This is a genomic window from Anabaena sphaerica FACHB-251 (assembly GCF_014696825.1).
In the GTDB taxonomy this organism is placed as follows: domain Bacteria; phylum Cyanobacteriota; class Cyanobacteriia; order Cyanobacteriales; family Nostocaceae; genus RDYJ01.
This window is the reverse complement of sequence record NZ_JACJQU010000013.1, coordinates 65,836-88,904: the sequence shown is the minus strand read 5'-3', so window position 1 is coordinate 88,904 and position 23,069 is coordinate 65,836. Positions and strand designations below refer to the sequence as shown.

Sequence of the window (23,069 nt, the reverse complement as noted above, 5' to 3'; positions counted from 1 at the left end):
GCCACTGCGGTGGACGGGTTTCCCGGCATAAAGCAAGTGGCGTTCGCCGTCAGGCGTGCCGGAGGCATCACCCGAAGGGCAGAAGGCAGGAGGCAGGAGGTAAATATTTCTCCCCACCTCCCCACCTCCCCACCTCAACTTAATTTTCAATACTCATTCTTCCGGCTTCCGAGGTAATAAATTCCATGTCTGTGCCGTTGCTTCGCCTCAGCGACAGATTTGATTCTTATATTAGTGGCGAGGTGAATATTCATCCCAGCGCGGTACTTGCTCCAGGGGTAATACTTCAAGCAGCTACCGACAGCAAAATTATTATTGGTCCTGGGGTTTGTATTGGCATGGGGTCAATTCTCCAGGTTAATGAGGGTATCCTAGAAATAGAAGCAGGAGCAAACCTGGGAGCCGGGTTCTTAATGGTTGGTTCTGGTAAAATCGGTTCTAATGCTTGTATCGGTGCAGCTACGACAGTATTTAACTGTTCTGTAGCACCTCAACAATTAGTACCACCAGGATCAATTTTGGGAGATAGCAGTCGGCAGATTGATGAAAATCAAACGGAAGCAAGGACTTCCACAAATACCACTTCTACAAATCCCCCAGAGCCACAACCACAGGAAAAGGTAATTAACTCTACTCAATTTTCTGCTGCGGCTTTCATAGATTTTAAACAACAATCTACTTCCGTATCTCCACCTTCTCCTACCCCTAAAAGCCAGTCTCCTCCAGTGGCAGAAACGCCCCTGGTTACTGACTCCACCTCGACAGAAACAACTCTCCCAGGTTCTCCAGAAACTAACTCTCAGGAATCCGAAACCAGTCCAGCTAAGTCTGAAGCCCCTAACACTTTCGGGACACAGATATATGGACAAGGAAACATTAACAGACTGTTAGTCACATTGTTTCCCCATCGGCAATCCTTGAGTGACGAAAACTCTGACAATTACTCAGAATAAGTGTTAATTGTTAGTTGTCTTTTTTTGCGAGTATCCTGGAGAATTCACGATGGAAACATCTAATCAACGGTCTCTTACAACTATCCAGCCATCACGTCGTCGTCAGCGAGACAACTTCAAGGATACTGCCTTGGGTTTAGTATCGACTCTCAGTTTCCCGGCTATTGTTGGCACAGCTGACATGATGTTAAAGTCGGCTGGAGTTCACTTAGTAGGCTATGAAAAAATTGGTAGTGGTCACTGTACGGCGATTGTCCGGGGTGGCATTGCTGATGTGCGTCTGGCTGTAGAAGCCGGTGTACAAACTGCTGAACAATTTGGTCAGTTGGTTTCTAGCTTAGTGATTCCCCGACCTTATCCCAACCTCGATATTGTGCTGCCAATTACTACCCGCATCAGTAAATTGATGGATGAAGGCAATTACAGCCGATTGAGTAATCAAGCAATTGGTTTAGTGGAAACGCGGGGTTTTCCGGCAATGGTAGGCGCTTGTGATGCCATGCTCAAATCCGCTGATGTTCATTTAGCTGCTTATGAAAAAATTGGTGCGGGTTTGTGTACAGCTATTATTCGTGGTTCTGTAGCTAACGTTGCCGTAGCAGTGGAAGCGGGAATGTTTGAGGCAGAACGGATTGGGGAATTGAACGCGGTGATGGTGATTCCTCGACCGTTGGATGAAATGGAGCTAACCTTGCCTGTCGCTAGTTGTTGGATAGAAGAACGTGAACCGTTAAATATACCGTTGAATATCAAAGATAAGATTGTAGATGCGGTAGCAGTGGAGTTGCCAGATTTAGCGAGATTGCCTGTAAAAATTAAGGAAGAAATATGGAACGATGAATGATGAATTCTAAATAATATATTCAATATTCACCATTCATCTGGGGTTGGAAGGCATTTTACGCTATGCTCGTTTTCTGATGATAACTTCTCAAGTTCATAAGTCCAATACTGCACTTCTAATAGCGAGGATAGACTTTTGTCTATACTTAGACTTATAACTTGGTATGTGTGGCACTACATAATTTGTTGGTTTTCAGTGATACTAAAAATATATCTATAGGAGCAGGAAGAAAGGTGGAAAGGGACGACATCAGTGTATCTCTTAACATCTTTTAAGAATCCCCTAGACTTCAGTCAGGAGAATACGTCAAGAGAGGAGAATCACCTTGAACCAAGCGACGTTGCACCAGTTGAAGGTGTTCGAGGCCGCTGCACGGCACGGTAGCTTTACTCGTGCTGCTGAAGAATTATTTCTCACCCAACCTACCGTATCGATGCAAATCAAGCAATTGACAAAATCGGTAGGCTTGCCTTTGTTTGAACAGGTGGGGAAACGTTTATTTTTGACAGAAGCGGGACGGGAATTATTTGCCACTTGTCGCCAGATTTTTGAGACTATAGCCCAATTTGAAATGACAGTAGCAGATTTAAAAGGGCTAAAGCAAGGTCAATTGCGCTTGGCGGTTATTACTACAGCGAAATATATTATTCCGCGTTTGTTGGGTCCATTTTGCCAACTTTACCCTGGAATTGATATATCGCTACAAGTGACGAATCATGAACGGATTTTGGAGCGGATGATTGGTAATCTGGATGACTTGTATATCATGAGCCAAGTTCCAGATCATCTGGATATCAATTTCGAGCCTTTTTTAGAAAATCCTTTGGTAGTTTTTGCACCTGCTCATCATCCTTTGGCAAAGGAAAAAAATATTCCCATCGAACGATTAGGACAAGAACCGTTTATTATGCGCGAACCTGGTTCAGGTACTCGTCGCGCTGTGCAGTCTCTCTTTGATGAACATGGGGTAAAGGTGAAGGTGAAGTTGGAATTAGGAAGTAATGAAGCGATTAAACAGGCAATAGCTGGAGGTTTAGGAATTTCGGTTTTATCTCGTCATACCTTATTGACAGATGCTCATGAGTTCAGCATTTTGGATGTGCAGCATTTTCCTATTAAGCGCACTTGGTACATAGCTTACCCAGCAGGTAAGCAGTTATCTATTGTAGCTCGTACTTATTATGAGTATCTGCTAGAAGCAGCAAAGAAGATTATTGAGCAGGATATTCTGCCTCTAAGTATTACGGTTGAGCGACCTCCAGAATAAAGTTTACATCCAAAACTTTCTTCCTTCTTGACGGTGAACCCGCAAACCATTGACAATTAACCAACAGAACCATTAAATCAGGGAACAGGTAAAAAGTAACAGTGGTAACTGGTAACTGATAACTGATAACTGATAACTGTTAAACATGGTGGAAAACTGGCAATGGTGAACCCGGAAATATCATCTTGGCGCAAAACTATACAAAGTGAAATTGTTGCTGTCACAGTCTATGGTGACAAAGCTCTAGTTACAAGACGAGGTGTAATATCCTTAACAGGAGAAGAACGTGAGTTATTAATTACACCATTGCCTGTAACTCTGGAAACTGAATCTGTGCGGGTAAGCGGTACTGGTACGGTAGGAGTGCGGTTGCTGGGAGTAAGCAGCGATCGCATTTACACTACTGAACCTGTGGCAGAAAGAGTGGCACAGTTGACCAGACAAATTCAGCAGCTAGAAGCAGAAAAGCGCCATCTCCAAGCCCAAATAGATGCTTTGGGATTACAATCTAGTTTTATCGCTGGTTTGGGTGAGAAGACTGAAGAACCTTTTGCTCAGAGTTTGTCAAGGAAAAATCTGAGTTTGAGTGAAACTTTGGATTTTCTCAACTTTATTGGTAGTCAGTATAGCGAATATGCGATCTCCTCTGGAGAATGTAAAACCCAACAGCAAGAATTAGAAAAACAATTACAACCTCTTCGCGCTGCATTACAAAAAATCCAAACTCCTCACCCCAAAGAAAGTTTAAGCGTGATTGTGGAAGTGGAGGTGACAGGGGCAGGAGAATTTGAGCTAGAAATATCTTATGTGGTAAACCGTGCTAGTTGGAAACCCCTTTATGATTTGCGGGTTGATAGTAAAAATAATATTCTGCATTTAACTTATTTAGCAGAAGTGAACCAAACTACAGGGGAAGATTGGATAGATGTACCTCTGACTCTTTCTACTGCTAAACCGGGATTAGGTTCGCTGCCACCAAAGCTAAAACCTTGGTATATCGACACTCCTCGTATACGCGCTGACGATCCTCTGACTGTTCAGCGTTCTATGTCTCCTCCACCTGCTATGGCCATACTTTTACCTGCTCTTCCAAGTATGTCAAAATCAGCAAAGGAGGAGAATGAAGAAAATTTTATTGATGCTGAAACTGTCGTTACTGAGGTATCGAAGCAAGGCAGTGTGGTGACATTTAAAATGAATAGTGGTGGTCATCTTCCCAGTGATGGCACACCTCATAAAACCACAATTTTCCAAGCTGATTATCCTTGTAATTTCAATTATGTGGGAATGCCACGTTTAGTTAGTTTTGCTTATTTACAAGCTCATGTGAAAAATAGTCCTGATGGTGCGACTTTATTACCAGGTACAGCGAATATTTTCCGTGATACTGTCTTTGTCGGTACTACTCAATTAGAAAATATTGCCCCAGGACAAGAATTTAAGATTAATTTGGGTATAGATGAAGGTTTAAAACTTGAGCGTGATTTAATTGAACGTCAAGTAGATAAAAAACTGATGAGCAGTCAACGTAGAGTCACTTATGCTTATCGGGTGCTGATTACTAATTTGTTAAATCATGAAGCAAATTTGAATTTAACTGAACAATTACCAGTTAGTCGTAATGAACAAATTAAGGTGCGGCTAACTCGTTCTAATCCACAAATTCAATTAGGTGAAATGGGTGTGTTGGAATGGGAGATTGTGCTTGCACCACAGGAACAGCAGGAGTTGTATTATCAATTTACTGTTGAACATCCACCAGAGTTAACGGTTTTGGGATTGGATATTTAGAAGATAATATTAAGCGAACTTAATTTACAGATACAGTGTAAATACAAGGAGAAGTATCATATCAATGATTATGATTACTTCTCATAATTCATTTCGGAGAATCAGAATACTAATTTATAAGGTTTATTAATCATGGTAAAAATCAAATCTGTTTCTTTTGAAAATTATAAAGCATTTTCCGAAAAACAGACGATGCAATTAAAACCAATTACTATTTTTATTGGTAAAAATAGTTCTGGTAAAAGTTCTATTGCTAAATTGTTTACTTTGCTGGAAACTTCCCTCAAGGGAGATATAGATGAACCTCTTTTATTAAAAAATAATGGAGTAGAATTAGGTGCAGATTTTGATAATTTGTTTCCTGAAAATAAATCTGGAGGAATTAGTTTAAATTTTCAAATTATATTTGAGAATAATGTGAAATTGGATGTTGGTTTACTGAAAAATGTAGATGGTTATGGTTTAGATATTTGGCAATGGAAATATAAAGATAATAAACAAGATTTTGAGCTAGAAGATATGAAGATATATCCTTTTACTAACGGATACATTAATGAGATTGATCAGCAACTTTACGAGTGCCAATTTAAAGGTTTTATACCCAATAAATTTATAAAAGAAGGTACAAATGAGAATTTGTCTGTAAATTTTAAAATCCCCCAAATGGATGTAGATTATATTGGACCTTTTAGAATTTTGCCTCAAAGATGCTTTTCTTTAACTGGAAAGATAAAATTTAGAGATACAGGTATTACAGGTGAAAATGCTTATTTAATGCTTGGAGTCAGTAAATTAGAGAAAAAAGATAAGTTGTATGAAAAGGTGGGAGAGTGGTATAAGGAACATTTTGACGGTTGGGAATTGATAGTAGATGATACAAGTAAAAAACCTCTTATTCAAATTTTACTTTCTAAAAATGACACTGAAGTAAATATTATGGATGTGGGACAAGGAATGAATCAAGCATTACCTTTAGTTGTTCGTGCTAATGTTACTGATAGACCTGATTCAATAATTGTTTTAGAACAACCAGAATTACATTTACATCCTGCTGCACATGGTGATTTAGCTGAACTATTTGCAAAGTCAGCAAAGGAAAATAATCAGACTTTTATTATTGAAACTCATTCTGAAAATATTATCTTGCGCTTGCGTAAGTTGATAGTTGAAAATAATTTTGGTTTTACCAAAGATGATTTAATAATTTACTGGATAGAAGATGCTGAATTAAAAGGTAAAGAATTACGGGAAATAACTGTTGATGAAGAAGGGGTTTTAAGTGATTGGCCAGAAGATGTTTTTAATGAAGGTATGAAAGAAATTTTAGAAATGCAAAAAGCACTGAGAAGAAAAGAACAAGAACAATAACAGTAACTATAACCAGGATACCAATATGATCATATCTTTTAACCCCGCAATTTTTCAAACTCAAGATGATGATATGCAGTCTATTCTAGCTGATATCCTTATTGAGCTTCTTGAAAATAACCATTTTATAGATACTAGAAGTATTAAAAGTATTTTTTTTGATAATGATAATAAATATATTTTTAATCAAAATAAAATTGCTCAAGCTCATTTTTCAGATACTAAAAGGCAAAATTTAAAAGATTATATTTGTAAGAAAATAAATCAGAATCTTACTCAATTGCATAGAAATCATCTTACTCATTTAATTATTGGAACTAATCCAGAAGAAATACACCCAAAAGATGCTTTTAAAATTCTAACAGAGCGTTCTATAATAATTGTAGAAAATGGAATTAATGATCGTAAGTTTATTGAAGGAATTGCCCAAAAGTATAGTAGTTCTAAAGAAAGACGTTCTATTTATGTATTAATAAGTAATGCTATCAAAAGAGAAACTATAGAATTTGATAATGCTGGTGGAAGTGGGGAAATACAAAAAAGAATACAATACTTGATGAATGCTCTTCGTTATTTTAATATATATAAATATAAGTTAGTGGCTATTTTTGATAGTGATAAAAATTTTGATAATGATTTTAATGCAAGAAAATACAAAAAACTGATTGAATTTTTTAAAAATCGGGAAATCAGCAATCCTCCAAGTGAAAATGATATCAGTTATGAAGATCACGATTTGATTATATGGCATATTTTATACAAAAGAGAGTTAGAAAATTATATTCCATTGGAGATATTGTTTAAAAAAGCTCCATTAATTACTCAAGATCAGAAAGACCATTTAAGTAGTAAAAGCGAAAGTGATTTGGATTTTTTAGAATATAATAAAAACAATAACAAGATAGGTCAGATAAAAATAAAAGAAGAATTTCCAGAAATGTTCCTGGGTGATTTTTCTTACAGACTACTTGAGCAAAGATGTGAACATCATAAAGTGTTTCTCCCTGAAGCAAATGAATTGGTTTCTGAACTTGAACAAATTTTACTAAAAATAGCGAAAATAATATGAACGATAAAATAAGTGTAAAACCAGATATCATATTTATTGAAGAATTATTAAAAGATATAGCTAATGGGGAATATAAAATACCCATATTTCAAAGAGAATTTGTTTGGCAAACTTCTCAAATGCTTGAATTATTTGATAGTATTTTGAAAGGCTATCCTATAGGGAGTTTATTATTTTGGAATACTCAAGGATATAAAACTAAAGATCAAATAGGTCCTTATATTATTAGAAAAAACAATAATAATAACACAAAATATATTTTAGATGGTTTTCAAAGGATATCAACATTATTTGGTGCTTTAATTAACCCTAAAGATTTTCCTGAAACGAATGAAAATGATGTCAACGATTTTTTGATTTATTTTGATATTAAAGAGAATAACTTTAGTAAAAGAACTAGAAAAGGAAATATTTTTTCCATACCCTTACACAAGGTTTATGATAATCGTGAATTATTTGATTTTGTTCGTCAGTTAGATAGAGAAAATCTTACAGAAATTGAAAGAGAACAATATATTGATAATCTTAGAAATTTACATGACATATTGCACAAGTATAAATTACCTTATGTAGAGATTAAAGGAGGTGATATAAAAAGTGCTGTGGAAATTTTCTCAAGAGTAAATTCAACAGGAACAGAAATTTCTGAAGATTTTATGCTTTCAGCACTTAGCTATAATCAAGAAACAGAATTTTTACTGAGTGCGTCAATTGATGAATTTTTAACCAAATTGAGTATTTATAATTTTGAAGATTTAAAAAGAGATATAATTTTAAACTGTATTGCTAGTAACATTAATAATGTAGATGGAAAAATTTATTTTGATGTAAAGCTAGAAGAATTAAGATATAAATCTGATTTAGAGTTATGTACAAATAATGCTTACGACTATATTAAGCAAGCAATTGAGTTCCTATATAAAAGATTATTTGTAATAAATGTACGTTTATTACCATATCCTGCTCAATTAATTTTTATATCTGACTACTTCAGACTAAATCCAAATCCTACATCTCAAGAATTGCAATTGTTAGAAAATTGGTTTTGGATAACTACCTATTCTAATTATTTTACAATATATTCTTTAAGTCAGCAGAGGAATGCTTATCAAGTTTTTTGTGAATTTGCACAAGGAAAACATCCTAATGGTATTTATAAGATAAATGATGATATGGAATTTAGTACACCTAAGTATCCAAGTAAATTGAATTTTACAGGAGTCAGGCCGAAAGCATTACAATTATTTTATTTAAAATCAATTCTCGGTGATAATAAACCTCAAGATATGGAAGGAATCAAAGAATTTTTTATTTCTTCTAAAAAGGATAGAACCCCTGGAAATATCATTTTAAGATTGTCCTCTGAATTGGATCAAGCACCTGAGAAAAAAACATTAGCTAACTTTTTTATTATTATTTCTGATAATGATATTTTAGAAAAGCATTTCATAACAAAGGAAATGTTTGCTTTATATATACAAGATAAAATAGATGATTTTGTTGCTCAAAGAGATGATTATTTAAAATGTAAAGAACGTGAATTTGTTGAAAGTTTAAATATTAAATATGTAGATTAAATTCTATAAAAAATCAGGTAGTGTTACATTAGACTTAACCCCTTTATTACTAAATCACTGATTACCATGACTCTAATCCAAGATATTCCAATACCAGAAGATGTTATATTTCCTCCAGGAGATTTATATAGTGATGAACCACCTTTGGAAACTGACTTACACCGACTACAGATGACGCTGCTCATTCAATGTCTTGAATGGTTGTGGCAAAATAGAAATGATTTCTATGCTTCTGGTAATATTACGATTTATTACAGTCCTCGCCAACTAAAATCAGAACATTTCCGGGGTCCAGATTTTTTTGTCGTCTTGGATACTGAACGTAAACCCCGCAAAAGTTGGGTTGTTTGGGAAGAAGATGGTAAGTATCCTAATGTGATTGTAGAACTGTTATCAGATTCTACAGCCAAAACTGACAAAGGTTTAAAAAAACAAATTTACCAAGATATTTTTCGCACACCGGAATATTTTTGGTTTGATCCTCAAAATTTAGAGTTTGCTGGGTTTGTGCTTTTAGCTGGTAAGTATCAACCTATAGAACCTAATGATCAAGGTTGGTTATGGAGTCAGCAGTTAGGGTTATTTTTGGGGGTTGAGGAAAATAATTTACGGTTTTTTACTGCTGAAGGGGAATTAGTTCCCACTCCCGAAGAAGTAGCAAAACAGGAAAAAATACGTGCTGAGGAAGAAAAACGATGCAGCGATCGCTTGGCGGCGAAGCTGCGAGAATTAGGTATTGATCCAAATACGATTTAATTAATATTCATCTATTAATTAAACATCTTCAGGAAATACCCATTTTGGCGGTTCTGTCATTTTCCTCCGCAATCTTTCTTCAGCCATTTCTAACATTTGATCCAAAGAAGTCTCTTCAATAAACTTAGAAGTTGCTTCTCTAAACTCGATATTGGGACATTTATCGCCTAAAACGCAACCGTTAACGCAAGCTTCAGCGCAATTAATTGTCTGCTCCACAGTAAACTCCTCTTTAAAGTAAGGCTTTATTACCCTTTAGATAAATATTACTATTAACTTTGTAGGTCAGTTATCACTGTTCACTGTCACCTGTCACCTCAACTCCCATGTCGGAATTATTAGCTCATACTGGAACGATCGCTGCTATAGCTACTGCTGTTGTCCCCCAACAAGGTAGTGTGGGTATTGTGCGGGTTTCTGGTGTTCATGCAATAGCGATCGCTCAATCTCTATTTTATGCCCCTGGAAAACAAGTTTGGGAAACTCACCGCATCCTCTATGGTTACATCCGTCAACCCCAAACAAAGCAGGTTGTTGATGAAGCTTTATTGTTGATCATGAAAGCACCCCGTTCTTTTACCCGTGAAGATGTGGTGGAATTTCATTGTCATGGGGGAATTATGGCCGTACAACAAGTATTGCAACTATGTTTAGAAAATGGTGCGAGATTAGCGCAACCAGGGGAATTTACATTAAGAGCATTTTTAAATGGTAGATTAGATTTAACCCAAGCTGAAAGTATTGCAGACTTAGTTGGTGCAAAATCACCCCAAGCAGCACAAACGGCTTTAGCTGGGTTACAGGGTAAATTAGCTCAACCGATTAGAAATTTACGATCTCAATGTTTAGATATTTTAGCAGAAATTGAAGCGCGAATTGATTTTGAAGAAGATTTACCACCCTTAGATGAACAAAGAATTATTAATGAAATTGATCAAGTTACGTTAGAAATTACTAAATTATTAGCCACAAAAGATAAAGGTGAATTATTACGAACTGGGTTAAAAGTAGCAATTGTTGGCCGTCCAAATGTGGGAAAATCAAGTTTATTAAATGCTTGGAGTCAGAGCGATCGCGCTATCGTTACAGACTTACCTGGTACAACGCGTGATGTAGTAGAATCTCAGTTAGTTGTAGGAGGAATACCTGTACAAGTTTTGGATACTGCGGGTATTAGAGAAACAGTAGATCAGGTTGAGAAGATTGGTGTAGAGCGATCGCGTCGTGCTGCTAATAATGCTGATTTAGTATTATTTACTATTGACGCTTCCGCAGGTTGGACAAATGCAGATCAAGAAATTTATGAGCAAGTAAAACACCGTCCTTTGATTTTGGTAATTAATAAAATTGACTTAATTTCCATAGAAGAAAAACAAACTCTGCAATCTAAAATCCAAAATCTAAAATCTAAAATTTTCACTGCTGCTGCAAAAAATCAAGGAATTGATAATTTAGAAACAGCGATATTAGAAACAGTTCAAGCTGGAAAAGTCCAAGCTGCTGATATGGATTTAGCAATTAATCAAAGACAAGCAGCAGCATTAACAAAAGCTAAAATTGATTTAGAACAAGTGCAAAAAACCATTATTGATCAATTACCCTTAGATTTTTGGACAATTGATTTAAGAGGTGCGATTTATGCGTTAGGAGAAATTACGGGTGAGGAGGTGACGGAATCAGTTTTAGATCGGATTTTTAGTAGGTTTTGTATTGGTAAATGAATTTTAAATTTTGGCATTTGTCTGAATCAGGATGTCCAGGATTTGAGGATTTACAGGATATTTTTTGATGATTTTTTGTGAGGATGTGGGGGATTTTTAGGATATTTTTTGATGATAGTTTTTAAATTATTATAAACAATCTAAAAATTACTATCCTGTTCATCCTTATAATCCTGGTTATCCTGATTCTGACAAAATAAAGACATAAAATCAAACCATCAATTTATCAATAACATCCTGTACATCCTCAAATCCTGGTTATCCTGATTCAGACAAAAAAAATTTTGAATTTTGAATTTTGAATTTTGACTTCCCGAAGGATATCCTGATTCAGACAATTAAAAAATTCAAATCCCCTTTCAGAAGTCGGGGATCTAAATAGTTTATTATCTTAAAATATCAACATATCAAACCCGACCAAGGTAAAACCATGAAAAAATCACTCAAACTACCCCAAAAATTAATGTTACTCGGTTCAGGAGAACTAGGAAAAGAATTTGTCATTGCTGCACAACGCTTAGGTAATTATGTGATCGCAGTTGATCGTTATGCAAACGCTCCCGCAATGCAGGTTGCTGATTGTTCAGAAGTAATTTCTATGCTCAGTGCAGAAGATTTAGAAGCGGTAGTCAGTAAACATCAACCTGATTTTATTATTCCCGAAATTGAAGCCATTAGAACCGAAAAATTACAAGAATTTGAACAACGGGGAATTACAGTTATCCCCACAGCAGCAGCAACTAATTACACGATGAATCGTGATAGAATCAGAGAATTAGCACATAAAGAATTAGGGGTGAGAACTGCTAAATATGGTTATGCAGTTAGCTTAGAAGAATTGATTGCAGTTTCTGAAGAAATTGGTTTTCCTAATGTTGTTAAACCTGTAATGTCATCATCAGGAAAAGGCCAATCTGTAGTTAATGATAAAACAGAAGTTGAGAAAGCTTGGAATTATGCAATTGATAATTCTAGAGGTGATAGTCAAAAGGTAATTGTTGAAGAATTTATCAATTTTGAAATTGAAATTACTTTACTTACCATTAAACAATGGGATGCAGAAACTATTTTCTGTCCTCCTATTGGACACAGACAAGAAAGAGGAGATTATCAAGAATCTTGGCAACCAGCAGGTATTTCAGAAGATAAAATATTAGCATCTCAAGAAATAGCTAAAAAAGTTACTGATGCTTTGGGAGGTGCGGGAATTTTTGGCGTTGAATTTTTCATCACTAAAAATGAAGTTATTTTTTCTGAACTTTCACCCCGACCCCATGACACGGGAATGGTGACATTAATTTCTCAGAATTTGAATGAATTTGAATTACATCTACGGGCAATTTTAGGTTTACCTATTCCCCACATTGAACAGTTAGGATTTTCTGCAAGTGCAGTGATTTTAGCTTCTGAAAAATCTGATTCTATTGCTTTTACTGGTGTTGCTGATGCGTTAGCAGAAAAAGATGTAGATATTAAGTTATTTGGTAAACCAACTGCTCATCCTTATCGACGCATGGGAGTTGCTTTAGCAAAAGGTACTAACGAGAAAGAAGCAAGGGAAAAAGCCACAAAAGCAGCAAGTAAAGTTAAATTGGTTTAAATATGTCTAAATCTGGTGAGTGCTGAAGCACTCACTACGAAACTTGAATCCTTGAGCATGACTATAGACTTTTTTTACTATTTATGGTTAAAATACACTAAGTCTATGGGAATAGTGTATTTATGAATAAAATACCCGGAATCAGTCCAAACCTCAACACCACCTTGGAGGAAATAGAGCAACCTGTTTTGCTGCAACCAAGCATTAAGATTTGGAAGAAGTTAAGAGGTGGATTTTTTTTAGTATTAGGATACTTGCTTTCTCCTTTATGTTGGTGGAATGACTTATTATTTAATCTACCAATTGCCTACTTTTTTGGGTATTTATGTAGTTTTATGTCACCAAAATTACTTTTACCCTGTACCATTATTGGTTACTGGCTCTCAAATATTATTGGTATCCTCTTGATGCAGTTTGGTTCAGTAGATATTTTCCAAAAAGAACCCAAAGAGCGTAACTTGAAAAAAGAGTTATTCAATACTTTAGTTTCTTCAACGGTTTATACATTAGTGATCATCTTTCTAATTCAGTTAAAAATAATTGATATTCCTATAGGACTTATCAATAATTCCTGAAAATAAGATATCCAATTTTTCAGAGAAGACTGGTATATGATAGCGAAAATTCCTTACTTATCTTCCTCATTTCGCCATCTTTAATTTTCACTGGCTGTAATTAACTGCTGAATATCCCAAAGCTTGAGACTATCTTTACCCATGATTAATGGTAATTTACCATTCCATTTTTCCACAGCTTGCTTTTGCAGTAATTCTGGGGTCAAAATGTTTTTGAATAAACTGAGAGATTCAACTTCTCCCTTTGCTAAATTAACTTTAGCCTCAGCTTCTTTTGCTGCTTTTAAAGCTACAAACTCAGCCCGTTTTGCTTCCTGTGCAGCAATTTGTTTTGCTTCTACAGCTTCTCTAAAGCTATCAGAAAAGCGAATATGAACTAGAGAAATATCATCAACGGCAAGATTATAGCTATCTAACCTTTTGGTTAAATTTTCATCTAGTCTAGTCTTGACATCTCCACGCTTGGTAATTAGTTCTTCGGCAGTATATTGGGCAATTACGGCTTTTGAAACTTCTTCAACTGCTGGATTGATAATCATTTCAATCACATCTTTCTCTTCACCAATTTGTTGAAAAATCCTGTTTACTTTCTCCGGTATAATATGCCAATTAAGAGCAACATCTGTAAAAACATTTTGTAAGTCTTGAGACGCAGCTTCAGTAGATATTGCCTGTTTTTGGATTCTAATACTTAATTTTTTAACGGTATTAACTACAGGGATAATGAGGTGTATTCCTTCTCCTAATACCTGATCTTGAACTTGACCAAATTTCATTAATACACCACGCTCGCCAGCATTAACTATCACAACAGGCGTGAGCAAGATGGTGAGCAAACATAGTAAAGCTGTCAGCTTCCCGGCATTGTTTAAAGTATTAGATTTTTTCATCTCTAGCTCAAATTTTAATAATCTTTATAAAATTTCCTGTAATTGTATCTACCTGAAAAATTTGATAATGCCAAAATTAAAAAAATACACTAAATAAATATACCAAAGTACCGTAGTTAGTAAGCAAGAATCATATATTACCATATAAATTTTAGAATAACAAGCAGCCTTAGTCATAGCAATGCCGAAAAATTGTATTCACAAATACTGCTATTTTCAAATTTTTGTGAAATACTTCTATCCAATTCACATAAAATACAGTAATTCGACTGAATTACTGTAGATTAAAAGGTTTTCCTCAATTCCTCCTCCCCAGTCATAACTAGGATATCAACAGACAATCGTGCAAATATTTTTTCAAGAAGAATCTCAAAATTGGATTCAAGTCACTTCTTCTCTATCTCAGAAACTCGCGTCTAGTGGAGTAGAAAGAGATATCAAAAGTGGACTTCCAAATATAGAAATCCAACGGCTCAAAGAAATCGGGTTATTATCTTTAGTCATTCCCCAAAAATACGGTGGTTCTGGTGCTACTTGGGTAGAAGCTTTAAAAATTGTCCAAGAACTATCACAAGCAGATGGTTCCATTGGACAATTGTATGGCAATCATCTCAATTTAACAGCCTTGGCTCATGTTTTAGGAACGCCCCAACAAAAAGAAAGATATGATCGAGAAACAGCCAAAAAGAATTTATTTTGGGCAAATGCTATCAACAAACGAGATAAAAAGCTGAAAATTACTCCAGACGGGAGCATTACTTTGTTAATGGTGTAACAAGCTTTGATAGAGGTGTGGAGATAGGAGATTTTCGGGTTTTTTCTGCACTGCAAGATGGTGTAGAAATACCATTACTATTTGTAATTCCTCAAGATAGAGATGGTGTTATTGCTAACAAAAATTGGGAAAACTTGAGCCAGCAACGTGCAGACAGCGATAAATTTATCTTCCACAACGTTTTGGTAAAAAAAGATGAAATTTTAGGATATGCTTATCCTCCTAATGGTGCTTTTATGACATTTTTGGGAATCATAACTCAATTAACCACAGCTTACGTCTATTTAGGAATTGCCGAAGGCGCTTTAGCAGTTGCTACAGAGCATACCCGAAGTTCTACCAGACCTGAGAATATATTTGGGATAACTAGTATTAAAATAGATGGATATTTTATGCATTCCTACGGTCAATTGTGGACAGAACTGCAAGCGGCAATTGCATTAGCTGATCAAGCCGCTATCCAAGTACAACAGGGGTGGGAACAAGATATAGACCTAAATATACCTCTCCGGAAATATGGTAGAGACGTTCCGGCGGAACGTCTCTACAAAGGTTTCAAACCACGCACATTTAATTACCGGAGATGTCTAATATAGAGGTGAGAGAAAAGATAGCGATCGCTGTCCTTTCAGCGAAAGCATTTGCTAACCAGGTTTCTTTAAAGATCACTGGCCATATCTTTGAATTTCTGGGTAATAAATCCACAGCTACTAAATATAACTTTGATCGATATAGACGAGACTTACGCACCCTTGTCCTCCAAGATACCTTAGATTACAAACTGCGTGATATTGGCAATTGGTTACTCAACCAAGAATTCCCCATTGTTATCAAGTATTCCTAAAACACAAAAGCTGTCAGCAGTAAAAACATCTTGTTACATGGGGTTATCAATAGATTTTGTACTTCATTTACCTGCAATATGCTGTATGAATCAACACTCTAATTTTCTTACAGAAATATCTGATTTTCTTTATCCACAAAGTCCATATCATGGACAGTTTGAACCAGAATATTTAGTGTTTAATGCTCATCTTCAAGATTTTTCTCAAAGAGTGAACCATATTTGTGGTCTACAAACTAGTGGTAAACTTTCCTCAGAGGATGCTTATAAACAAATTCAAATCCTATGGAAACAGTTAAAAATGACTAAGAAACAACTGTCAATTCGCTAGTAAATATCTTAGAGGTTGTTTGAAAAGTATTAGATGAAACCAATAATCTTCAGTAACCTAACCCCCCTTTCCCCCTTCCCTACGAGGGAATGAGGGTTTCAAAGCCTCTCCCCGCACCCCCCAAGTTCCCCCCTACAGGGGTGAGTCCATAAGTTCCCTCTCCTTTCAGGAGAGGGGTAGGGAGAGGTGGAGAGGTTTGGAGAGGGGTTTATTTATACATTCAAAACTTTTGAAACATCCTCTTATACCAATTTTATGTGAGGCTGCACAGAATGATGACATCAATTCAAGTATTTGTATTTATCTGTAGACCTCTCCGGAAATATGGTAGAGACGTTCCGCCGGAACGTCTCTACAAGGGTTTCAAACCACGCACATTTAATTATCGGAGATGTCTTGTGTTTATCTGTGTTTATCTGCGGTCAATTATTCATGATATCTTATTCCATGCAACTTCATAGCAATGTGGTATTGATGTTTGTAAAGTATCAACCAGTAGCGATATCCCCCTAAATTCTCCTTTTAAGGGTGAGTAGGGGGGATCTAGTGACTCCTGAATTCTTACATATTAGTAGGCGCTAACTAGACTGTAAGTAAGAGTAGCAAGCACTAACGAAGTAATGATTACATACATAAATTGTCGCTGTAATAGAAAAGTGACAAAAGAAATAATTACTCGCAAAATAGGTACAGCAATTAGTATTAACAGCCCTAGTTGAATAATTCCACGCCGACTACCTGATAAAATCGCTTTCACTACACCTATGGGTGAGCAAAACTCAGATGATGTACCTCTAAATATGTGATATTCAGCCGGTTCAGAACCATGATGAATTAAATATAATATTCCTCCTATAAATACCACAGCACTAGCAATTAAAACGCCATACTTGAGCAAGTTACTGAGCAGATTTTCTAATTGTTGTTCATTTGCTGATTTTGTTAGTTTTTGATTACTAGCCATTTCACTGTGATAATTAATCTGGCTAACATGATTAAAGTGCTGTTTTTCTAAACGTTGAACGTCATAATCTTGTTCTTCTGGCATTAAAGCCAGTGCCATTACTTCAGTTTCTGCTTGTGCTGATGAAGTCCACCGAAACCCAGAATTTAGTTTATACATAACTACAGTCCCCCTATTAGACCGTTGTAGACCATTTTTAACGCCATTACTACCAGCACAAAGCTGAAGATAATTCTCAAAGTTTGGGTTTTAGCACCGATTAAAATTCTTGCTCCCAAAAAAGCACCTGGTAAAACCCCTAACATAACTGGCATAGATAAACCTGGGTCTATATATCCCCGGCTTAAATAAACACCAGCAGAAGTTGCGGCTGTCACACCAATCATAAAATTGCTAGTAGTGGTGGAAACTTTAAAAGGTAGACGCATAGCTTGATCCATTGCTAACACCTTGAATGCTCCCGAACCAATACCTAATAAACCAGAAAGCACTCCTGCTATTAACATAATGCTAAATCCAGCTGGTAAAGAATTTATATAATAAGGCATTACACCATTATCAGTTGGGTAAGTACCATTTAGCTGAAGATATTCAGCAATGGGATCTGGCGCAACAATTTCCTGATGTTCTGGTCTTGGTCGTTGAGACAAATATGCTGAATAAATCAGGACTACTGCCAGAATAATTGTGAGGAATTTTACGGAAACAAAAGCAGCCAATAAAGCCCCAATAATTGCACCAATGGTAGTGGAAACCTCCAGAAACATTCCTAAACGAAGGTTAGCAAATCCTGTTTTAATGTATGTAGAAGCTGAACCTAATGATGTAGCAATGACTGAAACGAGTGATGCACCAACGGCATAACGAATATCAACACCAAAAACTGAAGTTAATAAAGGAACTATGACAACTCCACCACCTAAACCTGTTAATGCTCCCACCAAGCCAGCACTAAATGATCCCAGCCAAACTAATAAAGAAAATGCTAGTATGCTCAAATTTTTTTCCTCTTTGGTTATTGGTCATTAGAGGCGAAAGGCAAGAGGTATATGATTCTCCTCTGCTCCCCATTTCCCTATTTTTCTGTTATCTATTACCTAAATTGATGAGACTGAAACTATTACTATCAAGGAAAATAAAAGCACCTAATCCAATCAATATATAGGGCATAAAACGATTTCCATATTTGGTGAAAAGATTAGCGATCGCTTGGTTATGAGTTAACCTATATGCCACATAACACAACACTCCCACCAACAAAAAAAATACACCCAAAATTATCAAAAGACTCTGCCAATTACTGCTGGCAAATATCGGCACATAAATACTAATATTATCTGTACCATTAGCGAAAGTAATAGCAGCCACACTATACGTTTGCAGATTAAAAAATTTAGCTAAGAGTGATTGATGAGAGACTTCCATATTTGTGTCTACATCCTCTGATTCTTCAACCTCTGAATTTAGTAAACTTTTAATTCCAATAATGATTGGTACTAACCCAAATAAACCAATCCAAGGACGAGGGAAAATTAAGCCCCCAAAAAAACCAGGCAAACTAGCCAGAACTAAAGCGGTAAATCCTACATATTGACCAGTAATAATATGCCAACGGCGAAACTTTACATTTACTTGTGAGAAAAACAAAGTCAGAATGACTAAATCATCAATGTTGGTAGCACTGAAAGCGGCTGCTCCCGTGCTAATTGCTGTTAATAAGGCACTCATAGCGATTTTTGATTTTTGATTTTGAATTAGAAATAGAGGTTCATTGAGGATTGAGTTTGATTCTTCCCCATCACCAATTACTAGCCATTAATAGTTATTTCTATCCGCGAAACTGGCATGAATTTCTTCAACTCGTTGCTGCATTCCTGCTACTAGATGGGGAGAACGTTGTTTTTGCATCAAAAACCAACCACAACTGGCGAGGAGATACATTAAAAACAAGTAAGGAAAGGTATTGTAAGGAGCTTCTGGAACTGGGAAAAGACTACTGCCAGGAAGACCTACACTACCTAAAATTGGAAGCATCATGAAAGCTACTGCTAAAACAGAAAATACCACATCTATCGGACGGATTTTTTTGATTTTGTATAGATAGACTGGAGCCGCAACAGAAATTAGAATATAGACAGTTAAAAATCCATAACTGCAAATAGATCCTAAATAGCCCATGCACTCGAACAGTTTGATGTGAAATAAGGACATCACCGCAGGGATAAGAAATGTTAACAATGAACACATGGTTACTGCAACATGGGGCGTTCTATTAGCTGCGTGGGCGTTACCTAAAGACGCATGAAACAAACCATGACGAGCCATTAAAAAAGCTACCCTAGCCGCAGGATTGATACTTCCTAAAATGCAAGCAAAGAAACTAAATAATGCTCCTAAACCTACTAATTCTCCCAAAAAACCTACTCCTGCTTGTTGAGAGAGAAAACCCAAAGGTTCTTCTGTTTGAGCAATAGATACCCCAGTACCACTAAAACCAAGAACTTCTATATAAGTAGTGGAAACAAAAAATAACCCTGCAAGGATAACACTACCCATAACTGCTCTGGGAATTGTGCGTAATGGTTTTTTGGCTTCATCTCCTAAGCTAGTAGCACTTTCAAAACCAGAAAAACCAAAGATTACTAAAACCAATCCTGTGGCTACATTACCTGGAGTCACACCAGACAAAGTTAACTGAGACATATCCACAGCAAAACCTTTATGCGCCCAGATAATAAGACACAAGACTATAATCAACACTAAGGTTGCAGCTTCAATCCAAAGCATGGCTACTGCTGAAAGTTGAATATCTTTATAAGCTGCATACCAGGAAATTCCTGCACCAATAGCTAACAGTGTAATGCTAGAAGGATGAATTCCCAAATGACCAATAAACATTCCGCTAAAATTAGCAAATCCGCAGAGAACTGACATTCCCGTAAATAAATAAGCCAACACCAAACTCCAACCACAAATTACACCTGCTGTTGGTCCTAAACCTTTGGTGATGTAGGAATAGAGCGAACCAGGAGAAGCGGAACGACTCGCAAATTGGTTGATATTAATGCTAACTAACAATAGCCCCACTAAACCAATCACAAAACTGAGCCAAGCACCATTTCCTGAAAGTGCCACAATCAAACCGATATTAGATGCTGGTATGGTTGTTGGTGCAATAACAGCAAAAGATTGAGCTAAGACTTCCGAGAAAGAAAGGCAATTTGGCTTTAAACCGTGAATACTTTGATGTGACTCGATTTCCGTTTTCATTTTCAGGATTCTCTATGGTAAAATGACGCATATATAGATAGGAATGGGAAGCTTTTTATGTCTGTTTGAGCAATACCTGATGGCAGCTAATAAAAATTTCAAATCGTCCTTTTTTTGTGAATAATTACAAACAAGCCAATTTGACAGAACTAAATTCCTCGTCTGTATTGGGCTATGGCTAATTTTTAGTTATAGCATCTGGGTTCGTCAGACCAATTATTTCTATGTTCTGTACAAAATTACCTGTAATAATCTTCAACTGTATTCATAGATAATCCCCCATATCTATTATTTACAGTTACTATTATTAGTTGTAGTTTGTTCGACAAATCAAATAGTACCTGATGTATTTCTATTATGCAAGTGCTGAGTATCACTTTTTAGAAAAATTATTTTGAATTGATAAATCCTCAAAAGTTCATCGGAGTTTGTGGGAATTTATTTATATAAAGAATTATTTTTACAATTCACTATTAATAGTATGAGAAAATACACTACTTGATTATGAGTCATCCAAATATTTATATCAATGCAACCATTGAAAAGACTGGAAGTATTGAATATATAGATACGTAATTTAGATAAAATACTGGGTATCACAACAGCAAAAAGGATCTTGTTGCTAATCTGAATGGATGATGGTAATTTAAAATTGCCAATTATCCAGCGAGTAAAAATAAGTATGATTTTGCAGTTTGATGTTGGTCAAAAAGATGATTTTTGACATCTTCTCAAAGTCTTTGCTACTTATGCTCACAGGGATAAGCTCAATATTATCAAGCCAGGAATTACTGCCATGAAAAGTCTGAAGTCCATATTAATAATCGCAATATTCTGTATCAGTCTATTATTTACTGAATCTGCATTGGCAGATCCGCCACGATATACGAAAAATCCTGATTACATAGCACTAACTAAACAACTAAATCAATTAGAAGCTGCCAAAGCTACCCAAACCCCACCCGAAAGCTATACACCAGAACAACTTGACCAGATCATCAGTGATTTAGAATTACAAAAATTGGCTTTTGAGTCAGGGATTGATTGGGGTCAATGTAGTAATCAAACAGGTAAAACTCTAGCTATATATGGACCAGAGCCAAATTTAGACGATGATGATTACTCGCAAGGAGCAGCATTATATTTTTTAGGTGATGGTCAAATTACAAAAAATAGATGGAATTGTAAAGGAATCTATGTTCCGGTAGATATCAACGTTGTAGCTTTAGGATTAGAAGGACAAAACCAAGAACTAACTGGCGGCGTGGTTATTAAAGTTCCTAATGGCACTAAATTAGTCTTGAAAACCAACCCAGATACAGGCGCAATTGAGTTTAACCAAGCGGGAACACAAATCCTCAAACCCGGTGAAATTAACTGGTTTATTCCTAATGTTTCTCAAGCAATTGTAGATGCAAGAGTTACTAACGCACCTACTAAAAAGGCTTAATAGTTAGTGGTGATTAGTCATTCTAGAGAAGATGCAAGAAATCAGGCTTGATAGCATAATAACTAAACCTTTTTTTCAGGTCTCAAAACTCCTTAACTTCTCCTCCTGACTGCTGTACAGACGTTCCGGCGGAACGTCTCTACTGACTGACTCCTGAATTCTGTTTTTCTTCAGGAAGCAGAGTAGTTTCAGTTTGTATGCTGCTATTAACAGCCGTAACTTTATGCAAGTTAGGTTTGATAATGAGACTGACACCAATAGCCCAAGCTAACGCAACCATCCAACCGGCAAGAATATCACTGGGAAAATGAACTCCTAAATATAGGCGTGTCCAAGCAATGGACAAGAGGTATAAACTACCAACAGTCAAAACCAGCCAGCGCCAAGGACGATGCCAAGTTAAAATGAGTAAAATTGCTACTAGCGTCATACTTGTCATCGCATGACCACTGGGGAAAGCATAATCAAATTCAGGTGCTTTTGATACCCACAATTGAGGACGCACTCGGTGCATGAATTCTTTAGCAGTGCGATTGATGATCAGATTTCCCACAGCCGTAGTCAGTAAATAAGCAAGTGTTCTCCATCTGCGTTTGCGTAATAAAATCAGAGCGATCGCACTCAACACGGGTAACGCAGTCCAGAATGATCCCCACTTAGTCAATACCACAGCGATCATATCTAGTCGGGGATTAGCCGTAGAATGAATGGCCATCAAAATGGGTACATCCCAGGGAAAACTGCCTTCATTTTGCCAAATTTTCACCGCCAGGATTTCCACAACCTGCAAAGGTAAATACACACCCATCAACATCAGCAATAAAGAACGCCAATGGGAAACCAGCAGGTTTTTGAGAAAAATAATCGGTGACTTGCGTCTATCCTCAAATATCTTACCTTTATTCATCACTACCAGCCTGATTTATATTATCTGTGGTCAAATGCTCTAACGCGAACAGATAGAGAGTTTGTAGACCATCAATTAGATAAAAATTATATTAAACCATTAGCCATCTCATATTTT

23 protein-coding genes are annotated in these 23,069 nt (G+C 36.2%); 16 read left to right on the top strand and 7 right to left on the bottom strand.

Features of this window, described 5'->3' with window-relative positions; genetic code table 11:
- The first annotated feature begins 185 nt into the window (after positions 1–185).
- The 8 genes from H6G06_RS19220 to H6G06_RS19185 all read left to right on the top strand — a co-directional run bounded on the left by H6G06_RS19220 (position 186) and on the right by H6G06_RS19185 (position 9,625).
- Positions 186–953 (top strand): beta-carboxysome scaffolding protein CcmN, encoded by a 768-nt coding sequence (locus tag H6G06_RS19220; protein ID WP_190563007.1) that lies wholly within the window; start codon positions 186–188, stop codon positions 951–953.
- A gap of 49 nt (positions 954–1,002) precedes the next feature.
- Positions 1,003–1,797, top strand: a complete 795-nt coding sequence (locus tag H6G06_RS19215; protein ID WP_190563005.1) for a beta-carboxysome assembly protein CcmO — start codon at positions 1,003–1,005, stop codon at positions 1,795–1,797.
- Positions 1,798–2,122: 325 nt separating this feature from the next.
- Entirely contained in the window at positions 2,123–3,064 is a 942-nt protein-coding gene (locus H6G06_RS19210; protein WP_190563003.1) for a LysR family transcriptional regulator, read from the top strand.
- A 162-nt stretch (positions 3,065–3,226) separates the two neighbouring features.
- Complete coding sequence (locus H6G06_RS19205; RefSeq protein ID WP_190563001.1) at positions 3,227–4,855, top strand: mucoidy inhibitor MuiA family protein; 1,629 nt, start codon at positions 3,227–3,229, stop codon at positions 4,853–4,855.
- Between the two features lie 132 nt (positions 4,856–4,987).
- The gene (locus tag H6G06_RS19200; RefSeq protein ID WP_190562999.1) at positions 4,988–6,223 is read left to right on the top strand and encodes an AAA family ATPase; all 1,236 of its coding nucleotides are present in this window, start codon (positions 4,988–4,990) and stop codon (positions 6,221–6,223) included.
- A gap of 25 nt (positions 6,224–6,248) precedes the next feature.
- Complete coding sequence (locus H6G06_RS19195; protein ID WP_190562998.1) at positions 6,249–7,292, top strand: hypothetical protein; 1,044 nt, start codon at positions 6,249–6,251, stop codon at positions 7,290–7,292.
- Positions 7,289–8,869: a DUF262 domain-containing protein gene (locus H6G06_RS19190; protein WP_190562996.1), complete on the top strand. Its 1,581-nt coding sequence runs from the start codon at positions 7,289–7,291 to the stop codon at positions 8,867–8,869. The genes H6G06_RS19195 and H6G06_RS19190 overlap by 4 nt, the downstream gene beginning before the upstream one ends.
- 66 nt (positions 8,870–8,935) lie before the next feature.
- Positions 8,936–9,625, top strand: coding sequence for a Uma2 family endonuclease (locus H6G06_RS19185; protein WP_190562994.1), 690 nt, complete (start codon positions 8,936–8,938; stop codon positions 9,623–9,625).
- An 18-nt stretch (positions 9,626–9,643) separates the two neighbouring features.
- Here the strand turns inward: H6G06_RS19185 and H6G06_RS19180 are convergent, their stop codons facing one another.
- Positions 9,644–9,844 carry a hypothetical protein gene (locus H6G06_RS19180; RefSeq protein ID WP_190562992.1) on the bottom strand — a complete coding sequence of 67 codons (201 nt, stop codon included), beginning with the start codon at positions 9,842–9,844 and terminating at the stop codon, positions 9,644–9,646.
- A gap of 107 nt (positions 9,845–9,951) precedes the next feature.
- Here H6G06_RS19180 and mnmE point away from each other — a divergent pair, with 107 nt between their 5' ends.
- The 3 genes from mnmE (at position 9,952) to H6G06_RS19165 (ending at position 13,521) form a co-directional block, all read left to right on the top strand.
- Complete coding sequence (gene mnmE / locus H6G06_RS19175; RefSeq protein WP_190562990.1) at positions 9,952–11,346, top strand: tRNA uridine-5-carboxymethylaminomethyl(34) synthesis GTPase MnmE; 1,395 nt, start codon at positions 9,952–9,954, stop codon at positions 11,344–11,346.
- Between the two features lie 430 nt (positions 11,347–11,776).
- Complete coding sequence (gene purT / locus H6G06_RS19170; RefSeq protein WP_190562988.1) at positions 11,777–12,946, top strand: formate-dependent phosphoribosylglycinamide formyltransferase; 1,170 nt, start codon at positions 11,777–11,779, stop codon at positions 12,944–12,946.
- 122 nt (positions 12,947–13,068) lie between these two features.
- Complete coding sequence (locus tag H6G06_RS19165) at positions 13,069–13,521, top strand: DUF7980 family protein (RefSeq protein WP_242039780.1); 453 nt, start codon at positions 13,069–13,071, stop codon at positions 13,519–13,521.
- 80 nt (positions 13,522–13,601) lie between these two features.
- On the opposite strand, the gene H6G06_RS19160 is transcribed toward H6G06_RS19165, so the two are convergent.
- A complete protein-coding gene (locus H6G06_RS19160; protein WP_190562986.1) occupies positions 13,602–14,411 on the bottom strand; it encodes a prohibitin family protein in 810 nt (269 codons plus the stop codon).
- Positions 14,412–14,754: 343 nt separating this feature from the next.
- On the opposite strand from H6G06_RS19160, the gene H6G06_RS27555 reads away from it, so the two are divergent.
- From H6G06_RS27555 to H6G06_RS19150, 4 genes are all read left to right on the top strand, one after another.
- Positions 14,755–15,186: an acyl-CoA dehydrogenase family protein gene (locus H6G06_RS27555; RefSeq protein ID WP_338422963.1), complete on the top strand. Its 432-nt coding sequence runs from the start codon at positions 14,755–14,757 to the stop codon at positions 15,184–15,186.
- A 17-nt stretch (positions 15,187–15,203) separates the two neighbouring features.
- Entirely contained in the window at positions 15,204–15,782 is a 579-nt protein-coding gene (locus tag H6G06_RS28045; protein WP_338422962.1) for an acyl-CoA dehydrogenase family protein, read from the top strand.
- Entirely contained in the window at positions 15,770–16,030 is a 261-nt protein-coding gene (locus H6G06_RS27545; protein WP_242039779.1) for an acyl-CoA dehydrogenase family protein, read from the top strand. The genes H6G06_RS28045 and H6G06_RS27545 overlap by 13 nt, the downstream gene beginning before the upstream one ends.
- A gap of 85 nt (positions 16,031–16,115) precedes the next feature.
- Positions 16,116–16,361, top strand: a complete 246-nt coding sequence (locus H6G06_RS19150; protein WP_190562984.1) for a DUF7219 family protein — start codon at positions 16,116–16,118, stop codon at positions 16,359–16,361.
- A 568-nt stretch (positions 16,362–16,929) separates the two neighbouring features.
- On the opposite strand, the gene H6G06_RS19145 is transcribed toward H6G06_RS19150, so the two are convergent.
- From H6G06_RS19145 to H6G06_RS19130, 4 genes are all read right to left on the bottom strand, one after another.
- A complete protein-coding gene (locus H6G06_RS19145; protein ID WP_190562982.1) occupies positions 16,930–17,484 on the bottom strand; it encodes a DUF1634 domain-containing protein in 555 nt (184 codons plus the stop codon).
- Between the two features lie 2 nt (positions 17,485–17,486).
- The gene (locus tag H6G06_RS19140; protein ID WP_190562980.1) at positions 17,487–18,323 is read right to left on the bottom strand and encodes a sulfite exporter TauE/SafE family protein; all 837 of its coding nucleotides are present in this window, start codon (positions 18,321–18,323) and stop codon (positions 17,487–17,489) included.
- An 88-nt stretch (positions 18,324–18,411) separates the two neighbouring features.
- A complete protein-coding gene (locus tag H6G06_RS19135) occupies positions 18,412–19,053 on the bottom strand; it encodes a cadmium resistance transporter (protein ID WP_190562979.1) in 642 nt (213 codons plus the stop codon).
- Between the two features lie 87 nt (positions 19,054–19,140).
- The gene (locus tag H6G06_RS19130; RefSeq protein WP_190562977.1) at positions 19,141–20,595 is read right to left on the bottom strand and encodes an APC family permease; all 1,455 of its coding nucleotides are present in this window, start codon (positions 20,593–20,595) and stop codon (positions 19,141–19,143) included.
- A gap of 796 nt (positions 20,596–21,391) precedes the next feature.
- Between H6G06_RS19130 and H6G06_RS19125 the strand changes: the two genes are divergently transcribed.
- Positions 21,392–22,045: a hypothetical protein gene (locus tag H6G06_RS19125; protein WP_190562975.1), complete on the top strand. Its 654-nt coding sequence runs from the start codon at positions 21,392–21,394 to the stop codon at positions 22,043–22,045.
- A 139-nt stretch (positions 22,046–22,184) separates the two neighbouring features.
- On the opposite strand, the gene H6G06_RS19120 is transcribed toward H6G06_RS19125, so the two are convergent.
- On the bottom strand, positions 22,185–22,952 hold the full coding sequence (locus H6G06_RS19120) for a phosphatase PAP2 family protein (protein ID WP_190562973.1): 768 nt from the start codon (positions 22,950–22,952) through the stop codon (positions 22,185–22,187).
- Between the last annotated feature and the right edge of the window lie 117 nt (positions 22,953–23,069).